Below are 21,965 nucleotides of genomic sequence, written 5' to 3'. Positions count from 1 at the left end.
GCCTCTTCACCACCACCCAGCCCCAGACAGTGTGATGGGGCAGGGCCTCCGGCCCCGCCCCACCAACACCAACGAACCCCAATCCGAAAACGCAACAGCCTCCTAACGCAGTGAAGGGGTCCTTCACGTACTTGGGAAGGGGCGAAGGTCGAGTTCCTCGGCTGAGCCGAGGGAAGGGGGCCTTCACGCGCAGCCGCGGTGACTGGTGTGACTGGTGTGACTGGGGGTGCATGTGGCGATCGCGGAGGTAGTGAAGGCCTCCTTCCCTACCCTCAGGGTAGGCAAGGAGGCCTTCACGGACCGGGCCGGCGCTCGACCACAGTCGGAATCCAGCAGGTACCTAAGACACCTTTGGTTCCAACCATCCTTACCGCTCACGAGGTACCGAGTCGACGCCTGCCGCGGCCCACGCTCCGGGGCATGTTGCGAAAGTGGCTTTCGCGACACTCACCGGTGCCTCCAGCGCTCAGGAGGGAGGGGTGAACCCTGGCGGCATGACCATCGGCCGCCCGGTGTTCAGGCCGCCGTCGACGAGCACCGAAGTCCCGGTCAGATAGCCGAAATCCGGTGACGCCAACGCGAGTACGGCCGAAGCGATCTCCGTCGCTTCGCCCATCCTCGGCAGACCGTGGACGTTCAGCGGTCCCCAAGCCTTCTTGAACTGCGCCCACAGGTCGTCCGGGATACCCGGCGGGCGCACCAGTCGGGTGTCGATCGTTCCAGGGTCGATCGACAGTACCCGGATCCCCTTCGCTCCGTAGTCCAACGCGGCCGCGCGCACCAGACCTTGCACGGCGCGTTTGCTGGAGGTGTAGGCGGCGTGTCCCGGCCTGGTCTGGTCAGCCTGCGCCGAAGCGGTGCAGACGATCACCCCGCCGCCCGCCTTCAGCAGATGCGGCACCTCGTGCTTGATCGAGAGGAACACCCCGCGCGCGTTGGTGCGCTGCACGTCTTCCCATTCGTCGAGGGAGATCTCGTGCAACGGCTTGCCGAGGTGGATCCCGGCGTTGTTGAACGCGATGTCGAGTCTGCCGTACCGGCGGGCGACACCATCCACAAAGGCCTGCACCTGCTCGGGAACCCGGACGTCGGCCCGGAAGTAGGTCGCCTCCCCGCCCGCGTGACGGATCTCCCGTTCGACCTCACGGCCGAGTTCTTCCCGCCTGCCACAGAAACCGACCTTGGCACCGGCCGCGGCGAAGGCGATGGCGCTCGCCCGGCCGATCCCCGACGTCGCTCCCGTGACGATCACGACCTTGCCCGCGAACCGCCGCCGGTCTTCCCCCGCCGCGGCGGGGTTCGCGGCCAGCATCGCGACACCGGCCGCCGCCGCGCCCCCGAGTACCGCGCGCCTGCCCACTGCCTTGCCCACAGTTCCTCCCAGATGGATAGTCTCACTTCCCAAAACAGAAAGTAGGGCTATCCATCTGAGAGAACTCTCAAGAATCGATCTCCGGGGTGATCCCGCCCGCCGCGGCGAGCGCGCGATGCAGCGCGAGTTCCGCCGTCGGCCCTTCGGCCAGCACGATCCCGGTGCAGGACCGCTGATCCGCGAGATGCCGGATCTGGTCACCGGGGCTCGCCGTCGGATACCACCCCGGCGCCCCGGGCAGGCCGGGCAGCCTGTCGAGCCCGGACCAGCCCTTGAGCACGCCTTCCCTGGCCGGGTACGCCAGGACGAACCCGATCCCCGGTCCTCCGCCGATCTCCTGCGTGAGCAGAGCGGGCTCCTCGCCCAGCGCCATCGAGATCATCGCGGAATAGACGTTGGTGCCCAGCGACCGGCACAGCGCCTCGCCGAGCATCGCCCCGCCGATCCGGATGTTGATCTCGACGACCTCCGCCCCCTCGGCGGTGAGCACGAACTCGGTGTGCGCGAAGCCCTGATCGTGTCCGGCGGCCTTGAGCACCTGGCCGATCCACTCGTCCAGCCCGGCGAGTTCGGCCTCGGGGAAGGCCACCGGGAAGGCAGCAGCCTCCTCGCGTCGCACGGGTTCGGGCGACAACTGGCGGGAGAGGACGCCGAGCAGCCGGGTCCTCCCTTGCCAGGTGACGGTTTCCGCGCTGTAGAGCGGCCCGGCGAAGTACGGCTCGGCGATCAGGCGCCCCTTGAGCGGCGTGTCCTTCGCCTCCTGCCGGGCCCGGTCGAGTTCGGCCGCGTCGCGGACGAGCCATACACCACGCGACGATGTTCCCGAAGAATCCTTGACCACCAAAGGGAAACCGAGTTCTTCGGCGACCGCGACGGGTACCGGCCTGCCGCGGGTGAGCCCGTGTTCGTACAGCAGATCGCGCACCGCGCCCTTGTCCCGCAGCACGCGGACGGCCGTCGCGTCCGGGCCGGGCAGGCCGAGCCGGGCGGTGAGCTCGGCACCCGGCAGCGCCCAGGTGTCGGTCGAGTTGATGATCCCGGCGAGATCCGGGATCGCGCGCAACGCGGTTTCGCAGGCCTCGATGTCGGTGGTGTCGATGTCGACGACCTCGACCCTGCCCGGCGAGAGGATGCCGAGTTCGTAGCGGTAGATCTCGCGGTTTCCGGTGAACAGCACCAGTTTCCGCCCGGCTTCCGCCGCGGCGCCGGCCAGCCTGCCCAGGCCGAAGGTGAGCGCTTCCAACAAGACGATGGTCACGAGACCCGTTCCTTCCGGTACAACTGCTGTGCGGGTATCCCGAATCGGCGGCGCCGCCACTCCATCGCCGCCCACGGCAGGGCGAGGTCGTCCAGCGAGGCGATCTCGCGCGGTGCGAGCCCCGCCGGGTCGACGGCCTCCCGATGCCGGGCGAAAACCCTTGCCGTGTAACGGTGTCCGGTGTCCGCGCCGATCACGACGTGCGTCCGCTCCGGATTCCGCGCCGCCTCCCAGCCCGCGACGAGGTACGCGGCGCCGGTGGAAAGCCCGGCGAAGATCGCGTGATCGCGCATCAGGCCGATGGTCGCGGCCATGGCGTGCACGAAGTCCAGCCAGTGGATCCGGTCGTACAGTTCGTGATCGACGTTGCCGAACGGGATGGCGGAACCGATCCCCGCGATGATCGCGTCCGGATCGGTGAACCGCTCGCTGCCGAAGGTGACACTGCCGAACGGCTGGACCCCGGTCAAGCGGACGTCCGGATCGCGTTCGCGCAGCGACCGCGCGATCCCGCCGGTCGACGCGCCGGTGCCCACACTGCCGACGACGGTCAGCGGACCGGACGGCAGCGCGCGGGCGACGAGGTCGGCGACCTCGCCGTACCCCAGGTAGTGCACGGGATCGTGGTACTGCCGCATCCAATGCATGTCCGGATGCCGTTCCAGGAGTTCGTGCACGCGCGCGACGCGGCGCCGCTGGTCGAGGCGGAGATCCTCGGACGGCGGCATCTGGTCCACCGTCGCGCCCAGGATCTCCAGCTGCGAGCGCATGGTGAGATCGACGGTGGTGGACGCGACGATGTGGCAGCGCAGACCGTAGCGGTGACAGGCCATCGCCAGCGCGAGCGCGTAGATCCCACTCGAACTGTCGATCAGCGTCTGTCCTTTTCGGACGGTACCGTCGGCGAGCAGCGACCGGACGGCGCCGAGCGCCGCGTAGACCTTCAGGGTTTCGAAGCGGATCAGCACGACGTTCGGGGTGAGCCGGATCAACGCCGGTGTCTTGATGGCGTCGGTGACGTGTTCGTGGACCGGCGCGGGCATCGCGGTCACCGGCCGATCGAGCGCAGGTACGCGGCCAGTGATTCGGCGCCCGCCGCGTTGCGCGGGCCGCTGACGAGGTCCCCGTAGGAGACGACGTGGAACCGGTTGTCGCGCACGGCGGGCGTGTTCTTCAGCTGTGGCGCGGCTTTGATGAACGCGATCTTGTCCTTCGCGGGCTGGTCGGCGTAGTCCACCACGACGATCACCTCGGGTTCGGCCTTCACCACCGCTTCCCAGCCGACGCTGCCCCAGCCGTCCTGGAGGTCGCGGAAGACGTTGGTCCCGCCCGCGGCGTCGATGATGTCGTTGGGAGCGGCGTGTTTCCCGGCGGTGTAGGGCTGATCGGTGCCGGAGTCGTAGACGAACACCTTGGCGGGAGGGGTCTTCGGCGCCCCCGCGCGGACCTTGTCGAAGCGTCCCTTGAGTTCCGAGACCAGTTCGTCGGCCCGCTGACGGACACCGAAGATGTCGCCGAGGTTGCGCAGGTCGGTGTAGAGCGCCTCCAACGGCGTCACCTCCGACTTCGCGGTGGGATACTCCCAGCAGGTCTCGGTGTGCAGGTAGCTGCGGATACCGACCTGCTCCAGCAGTTTCGGGGTGATCCCGCGTTCCTCGCTGAACCCGGAGTTCCAGCCCGCGATCACCCAGTCCGCCTTGGCGTTGACCAGGATCTCGCGGGTGACCCGCGAGGTGCCGAGCCGTTCGACCTTGGCGTAATCGTCCTTCCATGGCGAGCCCGCGATCGACGGATCGCCGAGCGAGTTCATGACGTAGCCGCGCATCCGGCCGGCGAGCCCGAGCGCGAACATCTTCTCGGCACCGGAAACGTCGTAGGCCACCGGACGCTGCGGCGCCGGGAAGCTGACCTGCGCGCCGCAGTTGGTCACCGTGGCCTGTGCCGGCGCGGCCGGTCCGGCCTCGACCTTGGCGCCGCAGGCACTCAGGAGCAGTGCCGCGGCGAAGAGCGCGATCACCCTGGACGGCTTCATCGTGAGATCCCCTCGGTTTCATCGGCGGGAAGGTCGTAAAGCAACTGGAGCGCGCCGGTCGCGGGATGGGTCACCTGGGTGACCTCGACACCGAAGACCGTGCGGACCGTTTCGGGCGTGAGCACTTCGGCCGGGGTGCCGCAGGCGGCGAGCGTTCCGCCACGCAGCAACGCGATCCGGTGACAGACGGCGGCGGCGAGGTTGAGGTCGTGCAGGGCGACGAGCACGGTGAGCCCGCAGTCGCGCAGGAACTTCAGCAGTTCCACCTGGTGGCGCACGTCGAGGTGGTTGGTCGGCTCGTCGAGGACCAGCACTTCGGGTTCCTGCACGAGCGCCCTCGCCACCAGGACCCGCTGCCGTTCGCCGCCCGAAAGCGTCAGCACGCTGCGCTGGGCGAGGTGGGTGATGTCCAAGCGCCGCAACGCTTCCCGGCACAGCGCGCGTTCGCGGGCCGAAAGCCGGAGGTTGCCGCGCTGATGCGGCGACCGGCCGAGCGCGACGACCTCCTCGACGGTGAAGTCCAGATCCGCGCGGCTGTCCTGGGTGAGCGCGGCGATCCGGCGGGCGGTGTCCCGCAGGCCCTGCTCCGCGAGGTCGGTGCCGTCGAGCAGGACAGCGCCGCCGGACGGCGTCAGTGCCCGGTAGACGCAGCGCAACGCCGTCGACTTGCCGCTGCCGTTGGGCCCGAGAAGGCCGACGACCTCGCCCGCGCCGACGTCCAGGTGCAGCTCGCGGATCAGCGTCGATCCGGCCACCTCGACGGAAAGTTCGGTCAGGGACAGCATCAGCGGCCTCCGAACGCGTAGCCGCGGCGCCGCATCACGACGAGGAACACCGGGACGCCGATCAGCGCGGTGATCACGCCGAGCGGAAGCTCCTCGGGCGCGACGAGGGTGCGGGCGAGCAGGTCGACCCACACCAGGAAGACCGCGCCCACCAGCGGCGCGAGCGCCAGCACCCGGCGGTGTCCCGAACCGGCGACCATCCGCACCACATGCGGCAGGACCAGCCCGACGAACCCGATCGAGCCGCTCACAGCCACCAGCAGCCCGGTGACGACAGCGGTGAGCAGGAACAACCAGCGGCGTAACGCGGCCGCGTCGGTGCCGAGGCTCATCGCGGTCTCGTCCCCCATCGACAGGACGTCGAGCGCGGTGCCGTACCGCAGCAGGACCACGATCGCCACGGCCACGCCGAGCGCGGCCAGCGGCAGGGACGCCCAGGTCGCCGCCCCGAGGCTGCCGAGCAGCCAGAACAGCACGGTCTGCGCGGCTTGGCCGTTCGGCGAGAGGTAGACGAGCACGCTCATCACGGCCTGGAAGGCGTAAGTGAGCGCGACTCCGGTGAGCACGAGACGCAACGGCGTCAGACCGAATCTGCTGCGGGCGGCGAGGTAGACCAGCGCCGTCGCGGCCAGCGCGCCGAGGAAGGCGGCCGTCGACAGCGCCAGCACGCCGAGCCCGGCGAACAGGCCGAACACCACGACGGCGGCGGCACCGACCGAGGCGCCCGAGGAGATCCCGAGCACGAACGGATCGGCGAGGGCGTTGCGGACCAAGGCCTGCACCGCGACCCCGACCACCGCGAGCCCCGCGCCGACCACGGCCGCCAGCAGCACCCGCGGGGTGCGGACCTGCCAGACGATCGAGTACCCGGTGACCTCGTCGCCGTTGATGACGCCACCGGCGATCGCTTTTCCCAGGTAGCGCAGGACGTCCGGGAGAGCGACGGTGGTCGGGCCGAGCGCGATGCCCGCGATCAGCGAGATCACGAGCGCCGCCGAAAGCAGGAGCACCGGGCCGGTGAGCCGGAGCGGGCGAGCGGCTGTGTCGTCGTCCGGTTCCGCGAACAGGCGGAGCGGTTCAGCCGGCACGTTCACCACGCACGATCAGGCGGCGCGCGTGGTTGTCGTAGGGCGAGCCGTCGAAGTCGCCGAAGCACTCGACGCCGGTGAAGCCCACCGTTTCGAACAGTGCCTTCAGTTCCGCGGCGCTGTAGAGAAAGGACAGGATCGACGCCTGCTTCGCCGCACCGTCGCGGACCAGGGTCCACTCGGTCTCGAGCCGGGTCCAGTCGTCGAGGATGGTGTCGCGCATGAACACCGTCCCGCCGTCGATGTCGACCGCCTTCGGGCGGCCGACCCAGCCGGCCAGCACTTCCTTGCCGAGCACGTCGATCAGCAGCCTGCCGCCGGGCGCGAGGCTGGAGTAGGCGTTTCGCAGCACGGTGAGGTTGTCGCCGGGCTCGGTGAAGTAGCCGAACGAGGTGTACATGTTGACGATCAGGTCGTACGCGCCGGGCTCGACGTACTCGAGCATGTCGGCCTGGATCAGCTTCGCGGCGACTCCCGCGCTTTCACAGGCCTCGCGGGCCCGTTCGAGCATGGCCGGGCTGAGGTCGACGCCGGTCACGTCGGCGCCCTTCCTGGCCAGCGGTACGACGTGGATCGCCGGACCGCACGCCAGGTCGAGCACCTTCGCGCCGTCGGCGAACTCGAACAACGGCGACGTGGCCGTCAGGCGTTCGGCCTCCTCGGCCCGGCTGGGCGGGAACATCACATCCGCGAAGCCGACCCACAGGTCGTCGTCCTCGTACCAGTGCATCTCTCTCCGCTCGCCACGCCGCAGGATTCAGCCCCACAAGTCGTCGGCGGATCGTCTTCGGTTCCCGGCGTTCCCGGCTTTCTCGTGGAGTGATCACTGACTACCGTCGGGTTATGACTCTCGTACCGACGGTCGACCTGAGCACGTGGGACGGCGGAGACCGCGCGAAGCTCGCGCACGACGTCGACGAGGCCTTGACGCGCGTCGGGTTCTTGCAGGTCGTCGGGCACGGCATCCCCCAGGTGACGATCGACGACATGCGCGAAGCGACCGCCGCCTTCTTCGCGCTCCCCGTCGAAGAGAAGCTCCGATCCGCGCCCGCCGACCGCGCCTCGGATCGTGGGTACGCGGCCGAAGGCACCGAAGGGCTGGCGTACAGCCTCGGCGAGACGACGCCGCCCGACCTGTCGGAGTCGTTCGTCATCGGCGCGGAGCACATCGACGGCGAGGATCCGTACGGCTTCTTCGTCCCCAACATCTGGCCCGGCCCGCCGGAACGCCTGCGGCCCGCGCTCACCGGATACGAAGCCGAAGCGCACCGCGTCGCGCGAGTGCTGCTGGAGATCTTCGAGAAGGCGCTAGGGCTCCCTGACGGCTATCTCGGCGCTTACACCCGCCATCCGACGCGAACCCTGCGGGTCAACCACTTCGAGCGTCGCGCCGAAGCGCCTGAACCGCTGCCGGGTCAGATGCGGCTCGGCGCGCACACCGACTACGGCATCGTCACCGTCCTCTACGCCGATCCCGTCCCCGGCCTGCAGATCCACGGTCCCGACGGCGCCTGGCACGACGTCGTCCCCGCCGAGGGCGCGCTGGTGGTGAACCTCGGCGACCTCACCGCGCAGTGGACCAACGACCGCTGGCGCTCCACCCTGCACCGGGTCGTGCCGCCGTCCGGGCCGGGGCCGTCACGGCGGCGCAGCGTGGCGTTCTTCTTCGACGGCGACCACGACGCCCGGTTCGAATGCCTTCCGACCTGCCAATCTCCGGACAACCCGCCGAAGTATCCGCCGGTCCTCGGCGGTGCGCACCTCTACGCGAAGATCACCGGCGGGCGGACCCTCGAACCGGCCGACGCGATGAACACCGCCGCCGACCGCGGCTGAGGGAGAATTCCCGGCGAACGATGTCCGGTCCTGTCCGGCGGCTCCGACGTCTCCGGCAGAAGGCGCCGAAGCGGCGCCCGCCGAGAGGAGAGAACCGTGAAGTACATGATCATGATGATGGGGTCGCAGAAGGATCTCGAAAGCATCGGTGGCAACTGGAGCGCCGACGAGGTCACGGCGCTGCACGAGTTCATGGGCAAATGGAACAACGACCTGGTCGAGACCGGTGAGTTCGTCGACGCACAGGGTCTCTCCCAGCCGGCGCACGCGCGCCGCATCTCCCTGCGCGACGGCGCCCCCGTGGTGACCGACGGCCCCTACGCCGAGACACAGGAGGTCCTGGTCGGGTACACGACGATCGACTGCGCGAGCTACGACCGCGCCACCGAGATCGCGGCCAAGCTGGCGAACACCCCGTATCCGGCGGGCAGCGACCTCGGCCGCGAGTGGTACGTCGACATCCGGCCGTGCGCCGACAGCTTCGAAGAGCTGGAGCTCTAGGTGCCGGCCAGCGGCGTCGAGGACCTGCTGCGCGAGCTTTCGCCTCAGGTCCTCGGCGCCGTCGTCCGCCGGTACGGCCACTTCGACCTGGCGGAGGACGCGACGCAGGAGGCGCTGCTCGCGGCCGCGACGCACTGGCCCGCCGAGGGGCGCCCGGACAATCCGCGCGCGTGGCTCGTCACGGTCGCTTCGCGGCGGCTGACGGATCTGCTTCGCGCCGAGCAGTCGCGACGCCGTCGCGAGGACACCGTCGTCCAATGGACGCTGCCGGAGGAGCACCTCGCGCCCGCGGCGGACCGGCGGGCCGCCGACTCCGACGACACGCTCATCCTGCTCTTCCTGTGCTGTCACCCGTCCCTGTCGCCCGCGTCGCAGATCGCGCTGACACTGCGGGCTGTCGGCGGCCTCACCACGGCGGAGATCGCGCGCGCGTTCCTGGTCCCCGAAGCGACGATGACGCGGCGGATCAGCCGCGCGAAGACCGGTATCAAGACCAGCGGCGTCCCGTTCGGCATGCCGTCGGAGGCCGGACGGCTCGCCGCGGTGCTCCACGTGCTGTACCTGATCTTCAACGAGGGCTACGCGAGCACGTCCGGCCCCGAACTGGTGCGGACCGAGCTTTCCGCCGAAGCCATCCGGCTGGCCAGGATCGTCCATCGGCTGCTGCCGGACGACAGTGAGGTCACCGGGCTGCTCGCGCTGATGTTGCTCACCGACGCGCGCCGTCCGGCGAGGACGGGGCCGGACGGCGCGCCGGTACCGATGTCGGAACAGGACCGGAGCCGCTGGAACAGCGAGTACGTCGCCGAGGGCATCGCGCTGCTGTCCGAAGCGCTACCGCAGGGGCCGACCGGGCAGTTCCAGATCCAGGCGGCGATCGCCGCGCTGCACGACGAGGCACCGAACGCGGAAGAGACCGATTGGCCGCAGATCGAGGCACTGTACGAACTTCTGCTGCGGCTCTCCGACAATCCCGTGGTGGCGCTGAACCACGCCGTCGCCGCCGGGATGGCCCGCGGACCACGAGAAGGCTTGGTGGCGTTGGAAAAGCTCGGCGACCGGATCTCCGGCGACCACCGGTTCCACGCCGCCCGCGCGCATCTGCTGGAGATGGCCGGCGAGACCGCCGAGGCCGTCGAGTCCTATGTGGAGGCCGCGCGCCGCGCGACGAGCCTGCCGCACCAACGCTATCTGCACTCGCGCGCTGCCCGCCTACACTCGTGAGTGGCAAGTGTCGTTCTAACGCGACTTACCACTCACGAGTCCTGCAGCGCTAGCAGGTAAGCAGCAGACCGGTGATCGCGGTGCAGGTCGACGACGCGGTGTTGTTGGCCGCGTTCGGGTCGGCGACGGAACTCTGCGTGATCTTCGCGGTCGTCTTGACCGGCCCGAGGGTCAGCAGTCCGGCGGCCGCCGAGAACTTGGCCGTGACGCTGGCTCCGGACGCGAGTGACGGGAAGTCGCAGTTCACGACCTTCGTGCCACTCGGGTTCGAGCAGGCGGAGGAACCGGTGAAGCCCAGTCCGTTGCCGAGGGTCGACGCCACCCGGATCCCGGACGCCGCGGCCGGTCCCGCGTTCGTGACCTTGACCGTGTAGTCGATCGACGACGTCAGGATCCCGCGCGGGGACGCGGTGAGCGTGACACCGAGGTCGGCGGCGCTCGGCGTGCCGGTGACGGTCAGCACCGGGCCTTCGAGGATCTCGAAGCTGTAGTTGTCGCCGACGAACTGGTGCTGCAGCGTGACGCTGCCCAGCGGGGCGTCGTCCTTGACCCGGAAGGTGAACAGCACGGTCTTGCTCTGGCCGGGGGTCACCGAGCCGACCCCGCCGCGGATGCTGCCGCCGAGCATGTCACAGGCGAACGCGCCGGGGCAGGACACCAGGTCGACGATCCCCGGCATCGGGGATTCCTTGCCGTAGAGCGTCGCCTTGCCACCTTCGATGGCGGAGGTCGCGTCGGCGTTGTACACCGTCTGCTTGACGGTGAACGTCTGTCCACGTTGGACAGTGGTCGGGGATACCTCCACCGCGCTGGTCGGCGGGGCAGCGACGGCGGACGCCGGCGCGACGAGCATGATCGTGGCCACTGCGGCCACCAGAGACAGAAGTGAGGCTCTTCGAAGCTTCATCGGTTCTCACTATTCCGGTCGGGGGCGTCGCGCCGATCGGTGCGGACGAACGATCAGTCGCCCCGGATCGGACATTCGTTACCGGCTTTTCCCGCCGGGTGGCCGGCCGCCCTCACCCTCTCGGAGTAACCGTACGCGCGTTCCGAGTGCGCAGCGCCCGTCTTCGGTCAGTAGTTCGATCAAGGCTCGTTCCCAAGCTGTGACAAAAGCGGCCGCTCAGGGCGACCGTGCGCCGTCGCCCTGAGCGCCGGGAGCAGATTCGCCTCCTCGTAGGCGAAATGTTCTTCGAGTCCATTCGCGACCCGCTCGAACTCCTCACGCAGTGCTGCGCTTTCGAGTTCCCCCTTGCCCTGCAGCAGCTCGTCGAGGTCGAGCAGCGCGTGGGATACGGTTTCATGCTCTTCGCGCAGTCGGTTCAGTGTCGGCGCGAGTCCGGGATGCGCCTTCTCGATCGCGGTGAAGGCGCCGTCCTCACGGAGGTGATGCATGCGCAGGCCGTTGCAGAAAGTCACGCAATGGCCGAGCAGTTCGCGCCGCAACCCGGGCAGGCCCACGATCGGCACGCCGTCGAGTTCGGCTCGAGCGGCCGCCAGCGCCTTGCGGAGTTCGCCGTGATGGACGAGCAGCTGATCGGCGATCGCCCGGCCCCGCGCGGCGTCGATTTCCAACAAGTACAGCGCGACACCCCGGTCCCCGCCGTCGAGCGGCACGGCACGCGCGGCGTGCGGCCTCCCGTCGATTTCGAGTGTCGCTTGTGGACTGACGAGAAGGTCTTCGTACCAAGGCGAATCGACGTCCGGCGCGTACGCCAGGTACCCGCTCCCGGACCGGCGGCAGTCGACATGGGTACTACGGGGACACCCTGTCCCGGCGTCCGCTGTGGTGATCAGCAACGGTACTCCCCAGGTAACATCGTCCTGAAAGCTATTTTGCTTTGCAAGCAAAGCTTCTTTGCTTGCAAAGGTATCCAGGAGGGTGCCCGGTGTCAACCGAGGACATGGAAGTCGACGACGCCGTCCGGGCCTTGCTGCTGCTCATGCCACGGATGGTCGGCCGCGCGAAGCGAATCAAGATCCCCGAAGAACTCCAGTCCCTGTCGCTGGCTCCGCGTCACTTGTCGCTGCTGTCGTACCTGCTCTTCGACGGGCCGATGACGGTGAACGAACTGGCCGAACGGCTCGAAGTCGCCCCGACCACGGTGAGCCTGATGGTCGGGGAACTGACCAAGAAGGACGTGCTCGACCGGCGAGAGGACGAGGCGGACCGGCGGCGGCGGATCGTCGCCATCACCGCCCGGATGCGGCCTGCGATCGACGGCTGGCTCGCCCAGGGCGCCCGCGCCTGGCAGAAGGCGCTCGAACCCCTCACCCCGGCCGAACGACGGCTGTTCATCGATACGCTGCGAGCCTACGAAGACGGGCTCACGGACTAGGAGGAACGGTGCGCTACCTGCTCATGCTCCGCGGCGGCGAACCCGTCGACGGACGGCCGCTCGACACCGACATTTCCGGCCCCTGCCAGGCCTGGGGCGAAGAGATGGCGCGGCGCGGCGTGCGCGTCAACGGGATGGGCCTGCACGCGCCCGAATCGGCGACGACCGTCCGCGTCCGCGGCGGCAAGGCGCTGTTCACGGACGGCCCGTTCGCCGAGACGAAGGAACAGATCGGCGGTATCAACACCCTCGAATGCGAGACCCGCGAACAAGCCGTCGAGGCGGCGAGAAGCCACCCTTGGGCCGCACTCGGGACGATCGAAGTCCGCGAACTGCTTTAGCCGGTGATCCGCGCGGTGACCTGGTTGTCGGCGTAGGTATAGGCCACGTACTCGAATTCGACGCCGGTGCGCTCGACGTATTCCAGCCACGCCTTGTGCTCGTGCTGCTGCCAGCCGGGATAATTGAAGAATTCGTCGAAGTGCACGATGCTGCCCGGCCGCAGGCGCGGGCCCGCCAGGTCCAGCACCGTTTTCGCCGAGCTGTACAGATCGCCGTCCACGTGAAGGAAATCGACGACGCCTTCGTGCTGCCCCAGAAAGCCGGGAAGCGTATCGGCGAAGAGGCCGACGACGAGTTCGGCGCCGGGGACGTCCGGCAGATCGTCCCGCGCGAACGAACCGGCGGGCATCCCGTTGAGCCAGTTCTCCGGCAGGCCCTGGAACCAGTCGAACCCGTAGGTCTCGACACCGCCGCGTGCCTTGGCGATCACCCGCAGTGTGTTCCCGCTCGCGACGCCGAATTCGAGGGCCATTCCCCCCGACGGGGCAAGGGAAAGCGCGTACGCGAGTGTCTCTTGTGGACGCGCGAAGTGCTTTGTCCCGGTCAGGTGCTCACGGGCGAACCGGTTGCTGTCCCGCGCCGCGTCCTGATCGCCGGCGTAGATGATGTCGCGGCGGCTCCGGATTTCGAACTCGATGACACGATCGAAACAGCGATCCCCTTGCCGGACGATCTCCTCGCGCAGTTCCGCGGCGACCCGTTCCAGCTGTTCCGGATAAGGATCATGGAATCGCCGGGCGAGCCGGTGCAGGCCCCGGCCGAGGGTGCCGCGGGCCGATCGGCCCAAGGTCTTCAGGGCTGAATGGGGTACCAGGTGACGCATTCCGGGACGATACACCAGCACCATTCGGGTGAACGGGCCCAGAAGGTCCGGGAGTCGGTTTCGTTGCGGTAACCGAGGGGTCCGCTCCTACCATCGCGTCCGGCGCCGGTGATCGGTTACCGGCAAGGAAAAAGGGAGCACGATGAGCAGGATCGTCATCTTCGGGGCAGGCGGACGCGGAGGACGCCGGGCCGTCGCCGAGGCCGTGAGCCGCGGGCATCAGGTCACCGCCGCCGTCCGGGATCCCCGGCGGCACGCGGATCTCGCCGGGGACAGCGTCACCTTGACCGCCGCCGACGTCACTGTCACCGGCGACGTCGCGAAGGCGGCCGCCGGGCACGACGCCGCGATCAGTTCCATCTACCGCGCGGATCTCCCGTCGCGGGAGTACTACCCGGCCGCCGCGCACGCGTTGATCGAAGGCCTCGGCCGGGCCGGCGTGCCGAGACTGGTCGTCGTCGGCGTCGGATCGGCGCTGGAGATCTCACCGGGCGTCGCGTTCCACGACCAGCCGGGCTGGCCGTCGGCGCACCGCGAGTTCTCGCTCGGGCACACGGCGGAGCTGGAGGTCTTCCGTGCGTCCGGCGGCGGGACCGACTGGGTGATCGTCGCGCCGCCGCCCGCGATGATCGACGAACACGCCGACCGCACGGGCGAATACCGCACCGGGGACCACCGGGTGCTGCCGCGCGCGGAGGACGCGGGGCCGTTCTCGTACGCGGATCTCGCCGTCGCGCTGGTCGACGAGATCGAACGGCCGAAGCATTCGAGGGAAATGATCGCCATCGATCACTGACGGGGCAACCTTCCGGCGGGGTAGTCCGTAAAGAGTTCACACATACCCTGCGACAACTGGAAGGGTCCCAGATGCGAGGCGTAGCGAGACGATCCACGCTGACCGTGTCCGGCCTGGTCCTCGGCTTGTCCGGCCTGCTCACGAGCACGGCCTCGGCGAGCGAGGGCTGGCTGCTGGAACAGCCGCTGGACAGTACGGCGAACCGGATCTACTTCGGTGTCGCGGCCACCGGCGCGAACGACGCCTGGACCGTCGGCAGCACCTGGACCGGCAGCGCCGAGGTCCCGGTCGCCCTCCGGTGGGACGGCACGAAATGGGCCGACACCACCCTGGCCCCGGTCAGCGGCGCCGGTGCCCGGCTCACCGACGTCTCCGCCTCGGCACCGGACAACGTCTGGGCCTCCGGCGACCACACCACCGAAGTGGGTACACGGCGGCCCGCACGCCTGCCTTCAACGGCTGGTCCGCGGGCCGCCGCATCGACGTCCACCGTGGTCCAGCGGTGGGACGGCAAGGTGTGGACCGACATCGAACGCCCGAAACCACCGGCGGGCATGGACGGTTTCGCGGCGGACATCACCGCGTTCTCGCCGAGCTCGGTCTGGCTGGTCTCCTCCGACTTCGACCCGAAGACGGGCAAGTCGGCGAGCCATCTCGAACACTGGACAGGGAAGACGTGGGAGCCGGTCGAGATCCCGCAGACCGGCGCCCGCCCGCTCCAGCCGTCACGCGTCAGCGGCACCGGCGACGACGACCTGTGGGTCGCCGCGTCCGCCGCGTCCGCGGACGGGAAGGAGACGCCGTTCCTGCTGCACTGGAACGGCAAGGGCTGGCGGCAGGCCGAGGTTCCCGTGCCGTCGGAGCACAGCACCGGCTGGCTGGTCAACCACGTCGTACCCGACGGCCGCGGCTCGGCCTACGTCGTCGGCCGGGTGAACGAATGGAACGCGACCGGCATCCCGGCGTTCGTCACGCGCTGGGACGGGCAGACGTGGCGTCCCCTGCCGTCCGGTCCGTTCGACGAGATCAACGCCGCCGCGCTCGACGGCTCCGGGAAGCTGTGGACCGCGGGCTGGCTGCCCGGTGACGGCCACGTCCTGATGAACACGTGGAACGGGACCGAATGGCGGAAGGACGCGCTTCCGCCGGAGGTGGCCAAGACGGCCGAGGGCAGTTCGATCCTCGGGTTCGCCGCCGTTCCCGGGACCACGGGCGTGCTGGCCGCCGGTCTCGGCAGTTCGGGCGGGCTGCAGAGCACCTGGGGCGTGATCGCCTCGTCCGGCCTGCGCTGACCCTGCCGCGTGTAGCGGTCCGTGAAGGCCTCCTTGCCTACCTTGAGGGTAGGGAAGGAGGCCTTCACGGACTTGAGCTCAGGGAAATCTCAGCGCTCGGGGGTGTTCCCGTAGCCCTCCGGATCGGCGAGGTAGCGCTCGAACTGGGTGCCCAGTTCCTCGGCGGTCGGCATGTGCTCGACCGACTCCGCGAGGAGGCTTTCCTTGCCGGACGCCTCCATGAACGTGTCGTACTGCCGCTCCAGCGCGCGCACGACGTCGGCGACCTTCTCCGACTCGGCGACCTGGCGGTCGATCTCGGCGTCCGCCTCGCGCGAGGCGGACCGCAGATCCTCGTCCGGCAGGTTCAGCCCGGTCGCCCTGGCGACCGCCTCGAGCAGGTGCAGCGCCGAGCTCGGGTACGACGACTCCGCCAGGTAGTGCGGCACGTGCGCGGCGAAACCGGCGGCGTCGTGCCCCCACTCGCCGAAGCGGAACTCCAGCAGTCCGGCGACGCTGCCCGGGACCTGCATCCGGTTGGGCAGCGGCCGGTGCTCGCCGACCAGCTCGTCTCGCGTCGCGTGCGCTGTCACGCCGAGCGGGCGGGTGTGCGGCGCGCCCATCGGGATGCCGTGGAAACCGGTGGTGAGCCGGACGTCCCAGCGTTCGACCAGGCCGCGCACGGCCGCGCAGAACCGCTCCCAGTCGTGGTCCGGTTCCGGCCCGGTGAGCAGCAGGAACGGCACGCCGTCGGCGTCGTTCAGCAGGTGGACGACCAGTTCGGGAGCGTCGTAGGCCTCCCAGTGGTCGATGGCGTAGGTCATCGTCGGACGGCGCGAGCGGTAGTCGATGAGGCGATCGACGTCGAAGCGCGCGATCACGCGGTGCTCGGCGGAGTTCAGGAGGTGCTCGGCGACGAGCTTGCCCGCCGAACCCGCGTCCATGAACCCTTCGAAGTAGTGCAGGAGCACGGCCCCGCCGAGGTCAGGGACGTCCGAGTCCACCTCGTACAGGTCTTCCGGGTCCAGCGCCACCAGATCCTCCAGATTTCGTGCGTACAACCTTCTACGGGTGGCAACGCCCCGATAGGGGGCATCCATTCCGCCGAACGTGGCCCGGATCCTATCGGGGGTGACACTTGTCGTGGGCGGTCCACGCCCAGGTGGTGCAGGCTGAAGGGGTGACAGAAGAGACAGCAACGGCGGAACGGTTCACCCTGCGCCCACCCGCCAACCGGGTCAGCCGTCGTGCCATCGGCTACTGGACGGTGTGGGCCGCGGTCGGCTGGGTGATCCTCGTCGGCGTGCAGGCCGTGTTCGTCCTCACCAGCGACGACGCCCCGACGTGGCTCACGGTCACCTTGACGATCTCGTGCGTGCTCGCGCCGCTCCATCTGCTGGTCATGCCGCAGTGGCGCTACCGGATCCACCGCTGGGAAGTCACCGGCGAGGCCGTGTACACCCAGGAAGGCTGGCTCAAGCAGGACTGGCGGATCGCGCCGATCTCGCGCATCCAGACCGTCGACATCGAACGTGACCCGGTCGAGCAACTGTTCCGGCTGGCGAAACTCACCGTGACGACGGCGTCGGCCGCGGGTCCGGTCAAGATCTCCGGTCTCGACCACGCCGACGCGCTGGCGCTGGCCGCGGAACTGACGAAGACCACCCAGGCCACCGCCGGTGACGCGACATGAGCACCGAAGCGCCGCCGGACGCCGCCGTCGACCAGTGGCACCGCCTCGACCGCCGGATGCTGCTGATCCGGCCGGTGCTCGACGTCGTCAAATCGCTGCCGGTGCTGATCGGGACGGTGATCCTCGGCCGGGGCAACGGCTGGGAGTGGATCGGGCTGGGAGTCACCGCGCTGACCGTGTTCGTCGGCATCTCGCATGTGCTGACTTCGCGCTACCGCATCACCGGCGGCCAGGTGGAATGGACCACGGGACTGTTGCTGCGCAAGCAGCGCGCGATCCCGCTGGACAGGATCCGGACGGTCGACGTCACCTCGGAACCGAAGCACCGCCTGTTCTCCCTCAGCGCGGTACGCATCGGCACCGGACGGCATTCGATCGGACAGGGTTCGAGCAACGACCAGCTGGTGCTCGACGCCGTCAGCGAGACCGAGGCACACCGGCTGCGCACGGTTCTCCTGCACCGCAAGGAAGCCGCCGGGATCTCCTCGGAAGCCGAGGCCGCGCCGCCGCCCCCGGAACAGGTCGTGGCGGAGGTCGACCGGAAGTGGGTGCGGTACGCGCCGTTCACGCTGTCCGGGCTCGCCGTGGTGGGCGCGGTGTTCGCCGCGGTCTGGCATTTCGCGCACCAGCTGAACATCGACCCGGAGAACGTCGGGCCGCTGCGGGACCTCATGGACGGCCTGGCGAACACGGCGGTATGGCTGATCGTGGTCGTCGCGGCGGTCGTCCTGCTGGTGGTCGTCTCGCTGCTTTCCGTCGGCGGCTACGTGCTCTCGTTCTGGAACTTCAAGCTCACCAGGGAATCCGAGGGCACCCTGCACATCCGGCGCGGGCTGATCACCACGCGTTCGGTGTCCATCGAAGAAGAACGGCTCCGCGGCGTCGAGGTGAAGGAGACGCTGCCGCTGCGGATCGCGGGCGGAGCGCGGCTCACCGCGATCGCGGGCGGGCTGCGCGAGGGCAAGGGCGCGGACAAGGGCGGCGGGCTCCTGCTGCCGCCCGCGCCGGTCGACCGGGTCCACGAGGTCGCGGCCGAGGTGCTGCGGGAGAACTTCGACCCGGCCACCGTGCCGCTGGACCGGCATCCGCGACGGGCGCTGACCCGGCGGCTCACCCGGGCGATCGGCGGCGTGCTGATCCTGGCGGCGGCGCTGTTCGGCCTGTCCTGGATCGACTTCCTGCCGTCGTGGATGTGGCAGGTCGCGCTCGGCCTGGTGCCGTTCGCCGCGCTGGTGGGCTGGGACGGCTACCGCAATCTCGGCCACGCGATCGTCGGACGGTACCTGGTCAGCCGCTCCGGTTCGCTGGCGCGCGCGACGGTGGCGATCCGGCGTGAAGGGCTCACCGGGATCGTCATCAGCCGCTCGTTCTTCCAGCGCCGCGCGGGCCTGATCACCGTGACCGCCCCGATCGCGGCGGGCAGGGGCGGCTACCAGGTGGTCGACGTCGGCGAATCGGCCGGGCTGGCGATGGCGGAGCAGGCCGCGCCCGGCCTGCTCACACCCTTCCTGCGGCGGGAGGCTCAGCGGTAGCCGGTGACGTCCGCCGGTTTTCCGGCGTCCTGGACCTCGACGAGATAGCGCCAGGAGTCGGGGCGGCTCCCGTCGAGGTCGGTGAATCCGTATTCCTTCGCCAATTCGCCGCTGGACACCGATTTCCCGTTCCAGCGGGCGACTTCCGGGTCGCCGGCCAGTGCCGCGACCGCCCGGCCGACGAACGCCGGGCTTTCAGAAATCGCGAAATGGGGCTGTACCTTCGTCGCGTCCCGCCAATTCTCTTCGGTGACCTGATAAGCGTCGAGCATCGCCTCGGAACGCAACCAGCCCGGCGTGACCGCCACCGCGGTACCGCCGTGCGGTTCCAATTCGTGGGCGAGCGCGAACGCCATCCGGTTCACCGCGGTCTTGGCAAGGTCGTAGAAGAAGGAAACGCGGTAGTTCTCCGAGTTGTACTCGGTGGTCCCGTCGTTGACCTCGACGACCAGCGCGCCCGGCATCCTGATCATCAGCGGGAGCGCGAAATGACCGGTGATGGCATGGGTGTCGATGGCGAGCCGCAACGTCCGCAATCCGGTGTCCAAAGTGGACTCCCAGACGGTCTTGCCCCATTCGATGGGGGCGCCGTAGATGTCGTTGACCAGCACGTGCAGCGCGCCCTGTTCGGCGTCGATCCGTTCCACCAGTTCGCGGACCCGGTCGGCCTCCAAATGGTCGACCCGGACCGCGATCCCGTGCCCGCCGGCTTCCTCGACGAGGGCCGCGGTCTCCTCGATCGTCTCCGGACGATTCATTTCCGATCTCCGGGAACCGGTACTGCGGCCGGTCACGTAAACGGTCGCGCCGGCGGCACCCAGCCGGACCGCTATTCCCCGCCCGGCCCCGCGGGTCGCCCCGGCGACCAACGCGATCTTGCCCGCCAATGGCTTTTCCATCGTCCGAACCTAGCAAGAAGTCCGCTTGTTAGTGGACCAAAGTCCCTGGTCCGCATTTCACACAATGTGCTACGTTCTTGACTCTTTGTGATTGCCCCGGCGAGAGGTCGAGATGACACCTGCCGCACGATCCCTGGACACCACCGCTCCACCGAAACGCACCCCCGGCGCCAGCAGCTCACGCAAAGTACTGCAGCTGCTGCTCTCCTTTTCCGAACGCCGGTGGGACGCGAGCGTCGCCGAACTCGCCGCGAGGATCGGCACTCCGGTCGCCACGACATATCGCTATGTCGCACTGCTGAAGGAACTCCAACTCCTGGAGGAGGGCAAGACAGGGCGCTACCACGTGACGAGCCAGGTGATGCCGCTCGCGCGAGCCGCACAGCTCGCCAACGATCTCGCCAGGCTGGCGCGCCCGGCGATGGAGGAGGCGGCACGCGACCTCGGCGAGACGGTCCTGCTGTTCCAGCATTTCGGCGATTCCGCGGTCTGCGCGGACCGGGTCGAATGCGAGCGCGCGATGCGCTTCACCTTCCAGCCGGGCCATTCCGTCCCGCTCGGTGCCGGCGCGTCGGGCAAGATGCTGCTCGCCATGCTGCCGGAAGGCGAACGCGAAAGGCGGCTTTCGTCGATCGTCCAGCGGCGCGGCCCGAGCGTGCGGGAAGAGGTCAAACGCGCCGGGGCGAACCGGTATTCGGTCAGCTGGGGCGAACTGGACGACGGCGTCTGGTCGTGCTCGGTACCGATCCCGAGCACCGGGCACCGGCCCGCGGTGCTGACCCTGGCCGCCCCCGCGACCCGGATCGGCGACGACGCGAAACGGGCCGCCATCGTCGCGCTCCAGTCGTACGCGAGCAGGATCCACCGGGCCGTGTCGTCGTTCTCGCTCTAATTCGCGCGCGTCCACTCGCCGCGACGGAGTAGAACTCGACTCGTGATCCGACTCGCCGTACCCGAAGACCTGCCCGCGCTCCAGGACATCGAGCGCGCCGCGGGCGAACCGTTCCGAGCGCTCGGCATGGCCGCGATCGCCGACGACGATCCGCCGTCGATCGAGGAGCTCGCGAGCTTCCAGCGCGCGGGCCGGGCATGGGTGCACGACACCGGCGACGGCCCGGTGGCGTACCTGATCGCCGAGGTCGTCGACGGCCACGGCCACATCGAGCAGGTGTCCGTCCGCCCGGACCACGCGCGGCGGGGCCTCGGGCGGCGGCTGATCGAGCACGCCGCCGAGTGGGCCGCGCGCGAAGGACTCGCGGGACTGACGTTGACGACGTACGCCGAGGTGCCGTGGAACGCGCCGTACTACGCCCGGCTCGGCTTCGTGACGCTCGACGAGGAGGCGCTCACCGAGGGCCTGCGAGCCGTCCGGGCCCACGAGATCGCCCGCGGGCTGGACGCTTGGCCGCGGGTGACCATGCGGCGATGACCCGCGCGGGGGGTCGGATTGGCCGCACCTGTCGAACGTGTGTTCTACTGTCCGCGCCGGCCCCGGAGGGGGAAGCTCCGCGGGCCGGCACCGGACTCAGGAGGCACGGATGGCGGTCAAGATCACCCATCTCACCAACGGCCAGCAGGTGCGCTTCGCCAACGCGGACGGCGCCCGGCGCTACGCCGAGATCATGGGCGGCGGGGTCGACAAATGGCGGTTCACCGTGGTCAGCGGGCAGGAGCGCCCGGAACTGTCGGGGCGGGTGGTTAATGTGCCGGTATGGCGTATGACTTCCAGGTGACACCGAGACCGTCCGCGTGGATCACCACCGCGGACTTCGAGGGCGAAGAACTCCGCCTCCACTGAGGCGGGCCCACGTGGGCCCGTCGCACTGGGGGTGTCATGAAGGGACCTGGTCCCGTCGGCTGTGCCCTTCATGACCGAGCGCGAGGCCCTCGTGCACGTCAGACCCCGCGATTCGGCACCGAATCGCGGGGTGTGACCTGGAAGGGGCCTTTCATGGCATCTGCCGTGAAAGGCCCCTTCGTCGCGTCTGCTGCGGGGTGAGTGAGCGGTCGGTCCGGATGGGTCGTGAGTACCTACCTGGGTCCCGAGTGCGGTTGATCGCAGGCCCGGTCCGTGAAGGCCCCCTTCCCCTTGGGTTCTAGTGGTGGTTGCAACACCTGACTTGTCTCAGGGGTTGTGTTGTTTGAGATCCGTGGGGATCGGTCGCCTCAGGGCC

Annotated in this window: 24 protein-coding genes; 12 read left to right on the top strand and 12 right to left on the bottom strand. The window is 69.2% G+C overall.

The annotated features are described in order from the left end of the window. Window positions 1–466: 466 nt before the first annotated feature. The 7 genes from ACFOSH_RS41765 to ACFOSH_RS41735 all read right to left on the bottom strand — a co-directional run bounded on the left by ACFOSH_RS41765 (window position 467) and on the right by ACFOSH_RS41735 (window position 7,265). Window positions 467–1,372: an SDR family NAD(P)-dependent oxidoreductase gene (locus ACFOSH_RS41765; protein ID WP_378246951.1), complete on the bottom strand. Its 906-nt coding sequence runs from the start codon at window positions 1,370–1,372 to the stop codon at window positions 467–469. Window positions 1,373–1,439: 67 nt separating this feature from the next. Further along, window positions 1,440–2,630 (bottom strand): ATP-grasp domain-containing protein, encoded by a 1,191-nt coding sequence (locus ACFOSH_RS41760; RefSeq protein WP_378246949.1) that lies wholly within the window; start codon window positions 2,628–2,630, stop codon window positions 1,440–1,442. Beyond that, window positions 2,627–3,682 (bottom strand): cysteine synthase family protein, encoded by a 1,056-nt coding sequence (locus ACFOSH_RS41755; protein WP_378246947.1) that lies wholly within the window; start codon window positions 3,680–3,682, stop codon window positions 2,627–2,629. Before ACFOSH_RS41755 ends, ACFOSH_RS41760 begins: the two co-directional genes overlap by 4 nt. Then, complete coding sequence (locus tag ACFOSH_RS41750) at window positions 3,679–4,662, bottom strand: ABC transporter substrate-binding protein (protein WP_378246945.1); 984 nt, start codon at window positions 4,660–4,662, stop codon at window positions 3,679–3,681. The genes ACFOSH_RS41755 and ACFOSH_RS41750 overlap by 4 nt, the downstream gene beginning before the upstream one ends. Continuing rightward, window positions 4,659–5,447, bottom strand: coding sequence for an ABC transporter ATP-binding protein (locus tag ACFOSH_RS41745; RefSeq protein ID WP_378246943.1), 789 nt, complete (start codon window positions 5,445–5,447; stop codon window positions 4,659–4,661). Before ACFOSH_RS41745 ends, ACFOSH_RS41750 begins: the two co-directional genes overlap by 4 nt. Continuing rightward, window positions 5,447–6,544: a FecCD family ABC transporter permease gene (locus ACFOSH_RS41740; RefSeq protein WP_378246941.1), complete on the bottom strand. Its 1,098-nt coding sequence runs from the start codon at window positions 6,542–6,544 to the stop codon at window positions 5,447–5,449. The genes ACFOSH_RS41745 and ACFOSH_RS41740 overlap by 1 nt, the downstream gene beginning before the upstream one ends. Further along, window positions 6,525–7,265 carry a class I SAM-dependent methyltransferase gene (locus ACFOSH_RS41735; protein ID WP_378246939.1) on the bottom strand — a complete coding sequence of 247 codons (741 nt, stop codon included), beginning with the start codon at window positions 7,263–7,265 and terminating at the stop codon, window positions 6,525–6,527. The genes ACFOSH_RS41740 and ACFOSH_RS41735 overlap by 20 nt, the downstream gene beginning before the upstream one ends. A 113-nt stretch (window positions 7,266–7,378) precedes the next feature. Here ACFOSH_RS41735 and ACFOSH_RS41730 point away from each other — a divergent pair, with 113 nt between their 5' ends. The 3 genes from ACFOSH_RS41730 to ACFOSH_RS41720 all read left to right on the top strand — a co-directional run bounded on the left by ACFOSH_RS41730 (window position 7,379) and on the right by ACFOSH_RS41720 (window position 10,096). Further along, window positions 7,379–8,371 carry an isopenicillin N synthase family dioxygenase gene (locus tag ACFOSH_RS41730; RefSeq protein ID WP_378246937.1) on the top strand — a complete coding sequence of 331 codons (993 nt, stop codon included), beginning with the start codon at window positions 7,379–7,381 and terminating at the stop codon, window positions 8,369–8,371. A 105-nt stretch (window positions 8,372–8,476) separates the two neighbouring features. Next, window positions 8,477–8,872, top strand: a complete 396-nt coding sequence (locus tag ACFOSH_RS41725) for a YciI family protein (protein WP_449224214.1) — start codon at window positions 8,477–8,479, stop codon at window positions 8,870–8,872. Next, complete coding sequence (locus tag ACFOSH_RS41720) at window positions 8,873–10,096, top strand: RNA polymerase sigma factor (protein WP_378246933.1); 1,224 nt, start codon at window positions 8,873–8,875, stop codon at window positions 10,094–10,096. Window positions 10,097–10,145: 49 nt separating this feature from the next. On the opposite strand, the gene ACFOSH_RS41715 is transcribed toward ACFOSH_RS41720, so the two are convergent. Then, a complete protein-coding gene (locus ACFOSH_RS41715) occupies window positions 10,146–11,003 on the bottom strand; it encodes a DUF11 domain-containing protein (protein ID WP_378246931.1) in 858 nt (285 codons plus the stop codon). 179 nt (window positions 11,004–11,182) lie between these two features. Beyond that, window positions 11,183–11,896: a hemerythrin domain-containing protein gene (locus tag ACFOSH_RS41710; protein ID WP_378246929.1), complete on the bottom strand. Its 714-nt coding sequence runs from the start codon at window positions 11,894–11,896 to the stop codon at window positions 11,183–11,185. A gap of 104 nt (window positions 11,897–12,000) precedes the next feature. Between ACFOSH_RS41710 and ACFOSH_RS41705 the strand changes: the two genes are divergently transcribed. Then, entirely contained in the window at window positions 12,001–12,435 is a 435-nt protein-coding gene (locus ACFOSH_RS41705) for a MarR family winged helix-turn-helix transcriptional regulator (protein WP_378246957.1), read from the top strand. Between the two features lie 8 nt (window positions 12,436–12,443). Beyond that, window positions 12,444–12,776: a YciI family protein gene (locus ACFOSH_RS41700; protein WP_378246927.1), complete on the top strand. Its 333-nt coding sequence runs from the start codon at window positions 12,444–12,446 to the stop codon at window positions 12,774–12,776. Here ACFOSH_RS41700 and ACFOSH_RS41695 read toward each other — a convergent pair. Next, window positions 12,773–13,600, bottom strand: a complete 828-nt coding sequence (locus ACFOSH_RS41695) for a class I SAM-dependent methyltransferase (RefSeq protein WP_378246925.1) — start codon at window positions 13,598–13,600, stop codon at window positions 12,773–12,775. The genes ACFOSH_RS41700 and ACFOSH_RS41695 overlap by 4 nt on opposite strands. A 142-nt stretch (window positions 13,601–13,742) precedes the next feature. Here ACFOSH_RS41695 and ACFOSH_RS41690 point away from each other — a divergent pair, with 142 nt between their 5' ends. Beyond that, entirely contained in the window at window positions 13,743–14,396 is a 654-nt protein-coding gene (locus ACFOSH_RS41690; protein ID WP_378246923.1) for an NAD(P)-dependent oxidoreductase, read from the top strand. Between the two features lie 71 nt (window positions 14,397–14,467). After that, on the top strand, window positions 14,468–15,688 hold the full coding sequence (locus tag ACFOSH_RS41685) for a hypothetical protein (protein WP_378246921.1): 1,221 nt from the start codon (window positions 14,468–14,470) through the stop codon (window positions 15,686–15,688). Between the two features lie 89 nt (window positions 15,689–15,777). Here the strand turns inward: ACFOSH_RS41685 and ACFOSH_RS41680 are convergent, their stop codons facing one another. Next, entirely contained in the window at window positions 15,778–16,701 is a 924-nt protein-coding gene (locus tag ACFOSH_RS41680; RefSeq protein ID WP_378246955.1) for a proteasome assembly chaperone family protein, read from the bottom strand. A gap of 104 nt (window positions 16,702–16,805) precedes the next feature. Here ACFOSH_RS41680 and ACFOSH_RS41675 point away from each other — a divergent pair, with 104 nt between their 5' ends. Together ACFOSH_RS41675 and ACFOSH_RS41670 are read left to right on the top strand one after the other, a co-directional pair. Continuing rightward, entirely contained in the window at window positions 16,806–17,360 is a 555-nt protein-coding gene (locus tag ACFOSH_RS41675) for a PH domain-containing protein (RefSeq protein WP_449224213.1), read from the top strand. Beyond that, window positions 17,357–18,892 carry a PH domain-containing protein gene (locus tag ACFOSH_RS41670; RefSeq protein WP_378246917.1) on the top strand — a complete coding sequence of 512 codons (1,536 nt, stop codon included), beginning with the start codon at window positions 17,357–17,359 and terminating at the stop codon, window positions 18,890–18,892. The genes ACFOSH_RS41675 and ACFOSH_RS41670 overlap by 4 nt, the downstream gene beginning before the upstream one ends. Here the strand turns inward: ACFOSH_RS41670 and ACFOSH_RS41665 are convergent. Next, entirely contained in the window at window positions 18,883–19,791 is a 909-nt protein-coding gene (locus ACFOSH_RS41665) for an SDR family oxidoreductase (RefSeq protein ID WP_378246915.1), read from the bottom strand. The genes ACFOSH_RS41670 and ACFOSH_RS41665 overlap by 10 nt on opposite strands. Window positions 19,792–19,903: 112 nt before the next feature. Here ACFOSH_RS41665 and ACFOSH_RS41660 point away from each other — a divergent pair, with 112 nt between their 5' ends. The 3 genes from ACFOSH_RS41660 to ACFOSH_RS41650 all read left to right on the top strand — a co-directional run bounded on the left by ACFOSH_RS41660 (window position 19,904) and on the right by ACFOSH_RS41650 (window position 21,524). After that, window positions 19,904–20,683: an IclR family transcriptional regulator gene (locus tag ACFOSH_RS41660; protein WP_378246953.1), complete on the top strand. Its 780-nt coding sequence runs from the start codon at window positions 19,904–19,906 to the stop codon at window positions 20,681–20,683. A gap of 42 nt (window positions 20,684–20,725) precedes the next feature. Beyond that, entirely contained in the window at window positions 20,726–21,220 is a 495-nt protein-coding gene (locus ACFOSH_RS41655) for a GNAT family N-acetyltransferase (protein ID WP_378246913.1), read from the top strand. A 109-nt stretch (window positions 21,221–21,329) separates the two neighbouring features. Beyond that, the gene (locus ACFOSH_RS41650) at window positions 21,330–21,524 is read left to right on the top strand and encodes a hypothetical protein (protein ID WP_378246911.1); all 195 of its coding nucleotides are present in this window, start codon (window positions 21,330–21,332) and stop codon (window positions 21,522–21,524) included. Window positions 21,525–21,965 lie beyond the last annotated feature (441 nt).

This window comes from Amycolatopsis speibonae (genome assembly GCF_042647925.1).
In the GTDB taxonomy this organism is placed as follows: domain Bacteria; phylum Actinomycetota; class Actinomycetes; order Mycobacteriales; family Pseudonocardiaceae; genus Amycolatopsis; species Amycolatopsis speibonae.
The sequence above is the reverse complement of the archived record's forward strand: the minus strand, read 5'-3'. Positions and strand labels throughout refer to the sequence as shown.

Coding starts and splice junctions, on each gene's coding strand:
- ACFOSH_RS41660 (WP_378246953.1), top strand. CDS start 19,904: ATGACACCTGCCGCACGATCCCTGGACACCACCGCTCCACCGAAACGC.
- ACFOSH_RS41650 (WP_378246911.1), top strand. CDS start 21,330: ATGGCGGTCAAGATCACCCATCTCACCAACGGCCAGCAGGTGCGCTTC.
- ACFOSH_RS41735 (WP_378246939.1), bottom strand. CDS start 7,265: ATGCACTGGTACGAGGACGACGACCTGTGGGTCGGCTTCGCGGATGTG.
- ACFOSH_RS41685 (WP_378246921.1), top strand. CDS start 14,468: ATGCGAGGCGTAGCGAGACGATCCACGCTGACCGTGTCCGGCCTGGTC.
- ACFOSH_RS41690 (WP_378246923.1), top strand. CDS start 13,743: ATGAGCAGGATCGTCATCTTCGGGGCAGGCGGACGCGGAGGACGCCGG.
- ACFOSH_RS41695 (WP_378246925.1), bottom strand. CDS start 13,600: ATGCGTCACCTGGTACCCCATTCAGCCCTGAAGACCTTGGGCCGATCG.
- ACFOSH_RS41725 (WP_449224214.1), top strand. CDS start 8,477: ATGATCATGATGATGGGGTCGCAGAAGGATCTCGAAAGCATCGGTGGC.
- ACFOSH_RS41670 (WP_378246917.1), top strand. CDS start 17,357: ATGAGCACCGAAGCGCCGCCGGACGCCGCCGTCGACCAGTGGCACCGC.
- ACFOSH_RS41750 (WP_378246945.1), bottom strand. CDS start 4,662: ATGAAGCCGTCCAGGGTGATCGCGCTCTTCGCCGCGGCACTGCTCCTG.
- ACFOSH_RS41665 (WP_378246915.1), bottom strand. CDS start 19,791: ATGGAAAAGCCATTGGCGGGCAAGATCGCGTTGGTCGCCGGGGCGACC.
- ACFOSH_RS41730 (WP_378246937.1), top strand. CDS start 7,379: ATGACTCTCGTACCGACGGTCGACCTGAGCACGTGGGACGGCGGAGAC.
- ACFOSH_RS41715 (WP_378246931.1), bottom strand. CDS start 11,003: ATGAAGCTTCGAAGAGCCTCACTTCTGTCTCTGGTGGCCGCAGTGGCC.
- ACFOSH_RS41745 (WP_378246943.1), bottom strand. CDS start 5,447: ATGCTGTCCCTGACCGAACTTTCCGTCGAGGTGGCCGGATCGACGCTG.
- ACFOSH_RS41705 (WP_378246957.1), top strand. CDS start 12,001: ATGGAAGTCGACGACGCCGTCCGGGCCTTGCTGCTGCTCATGCCACGG.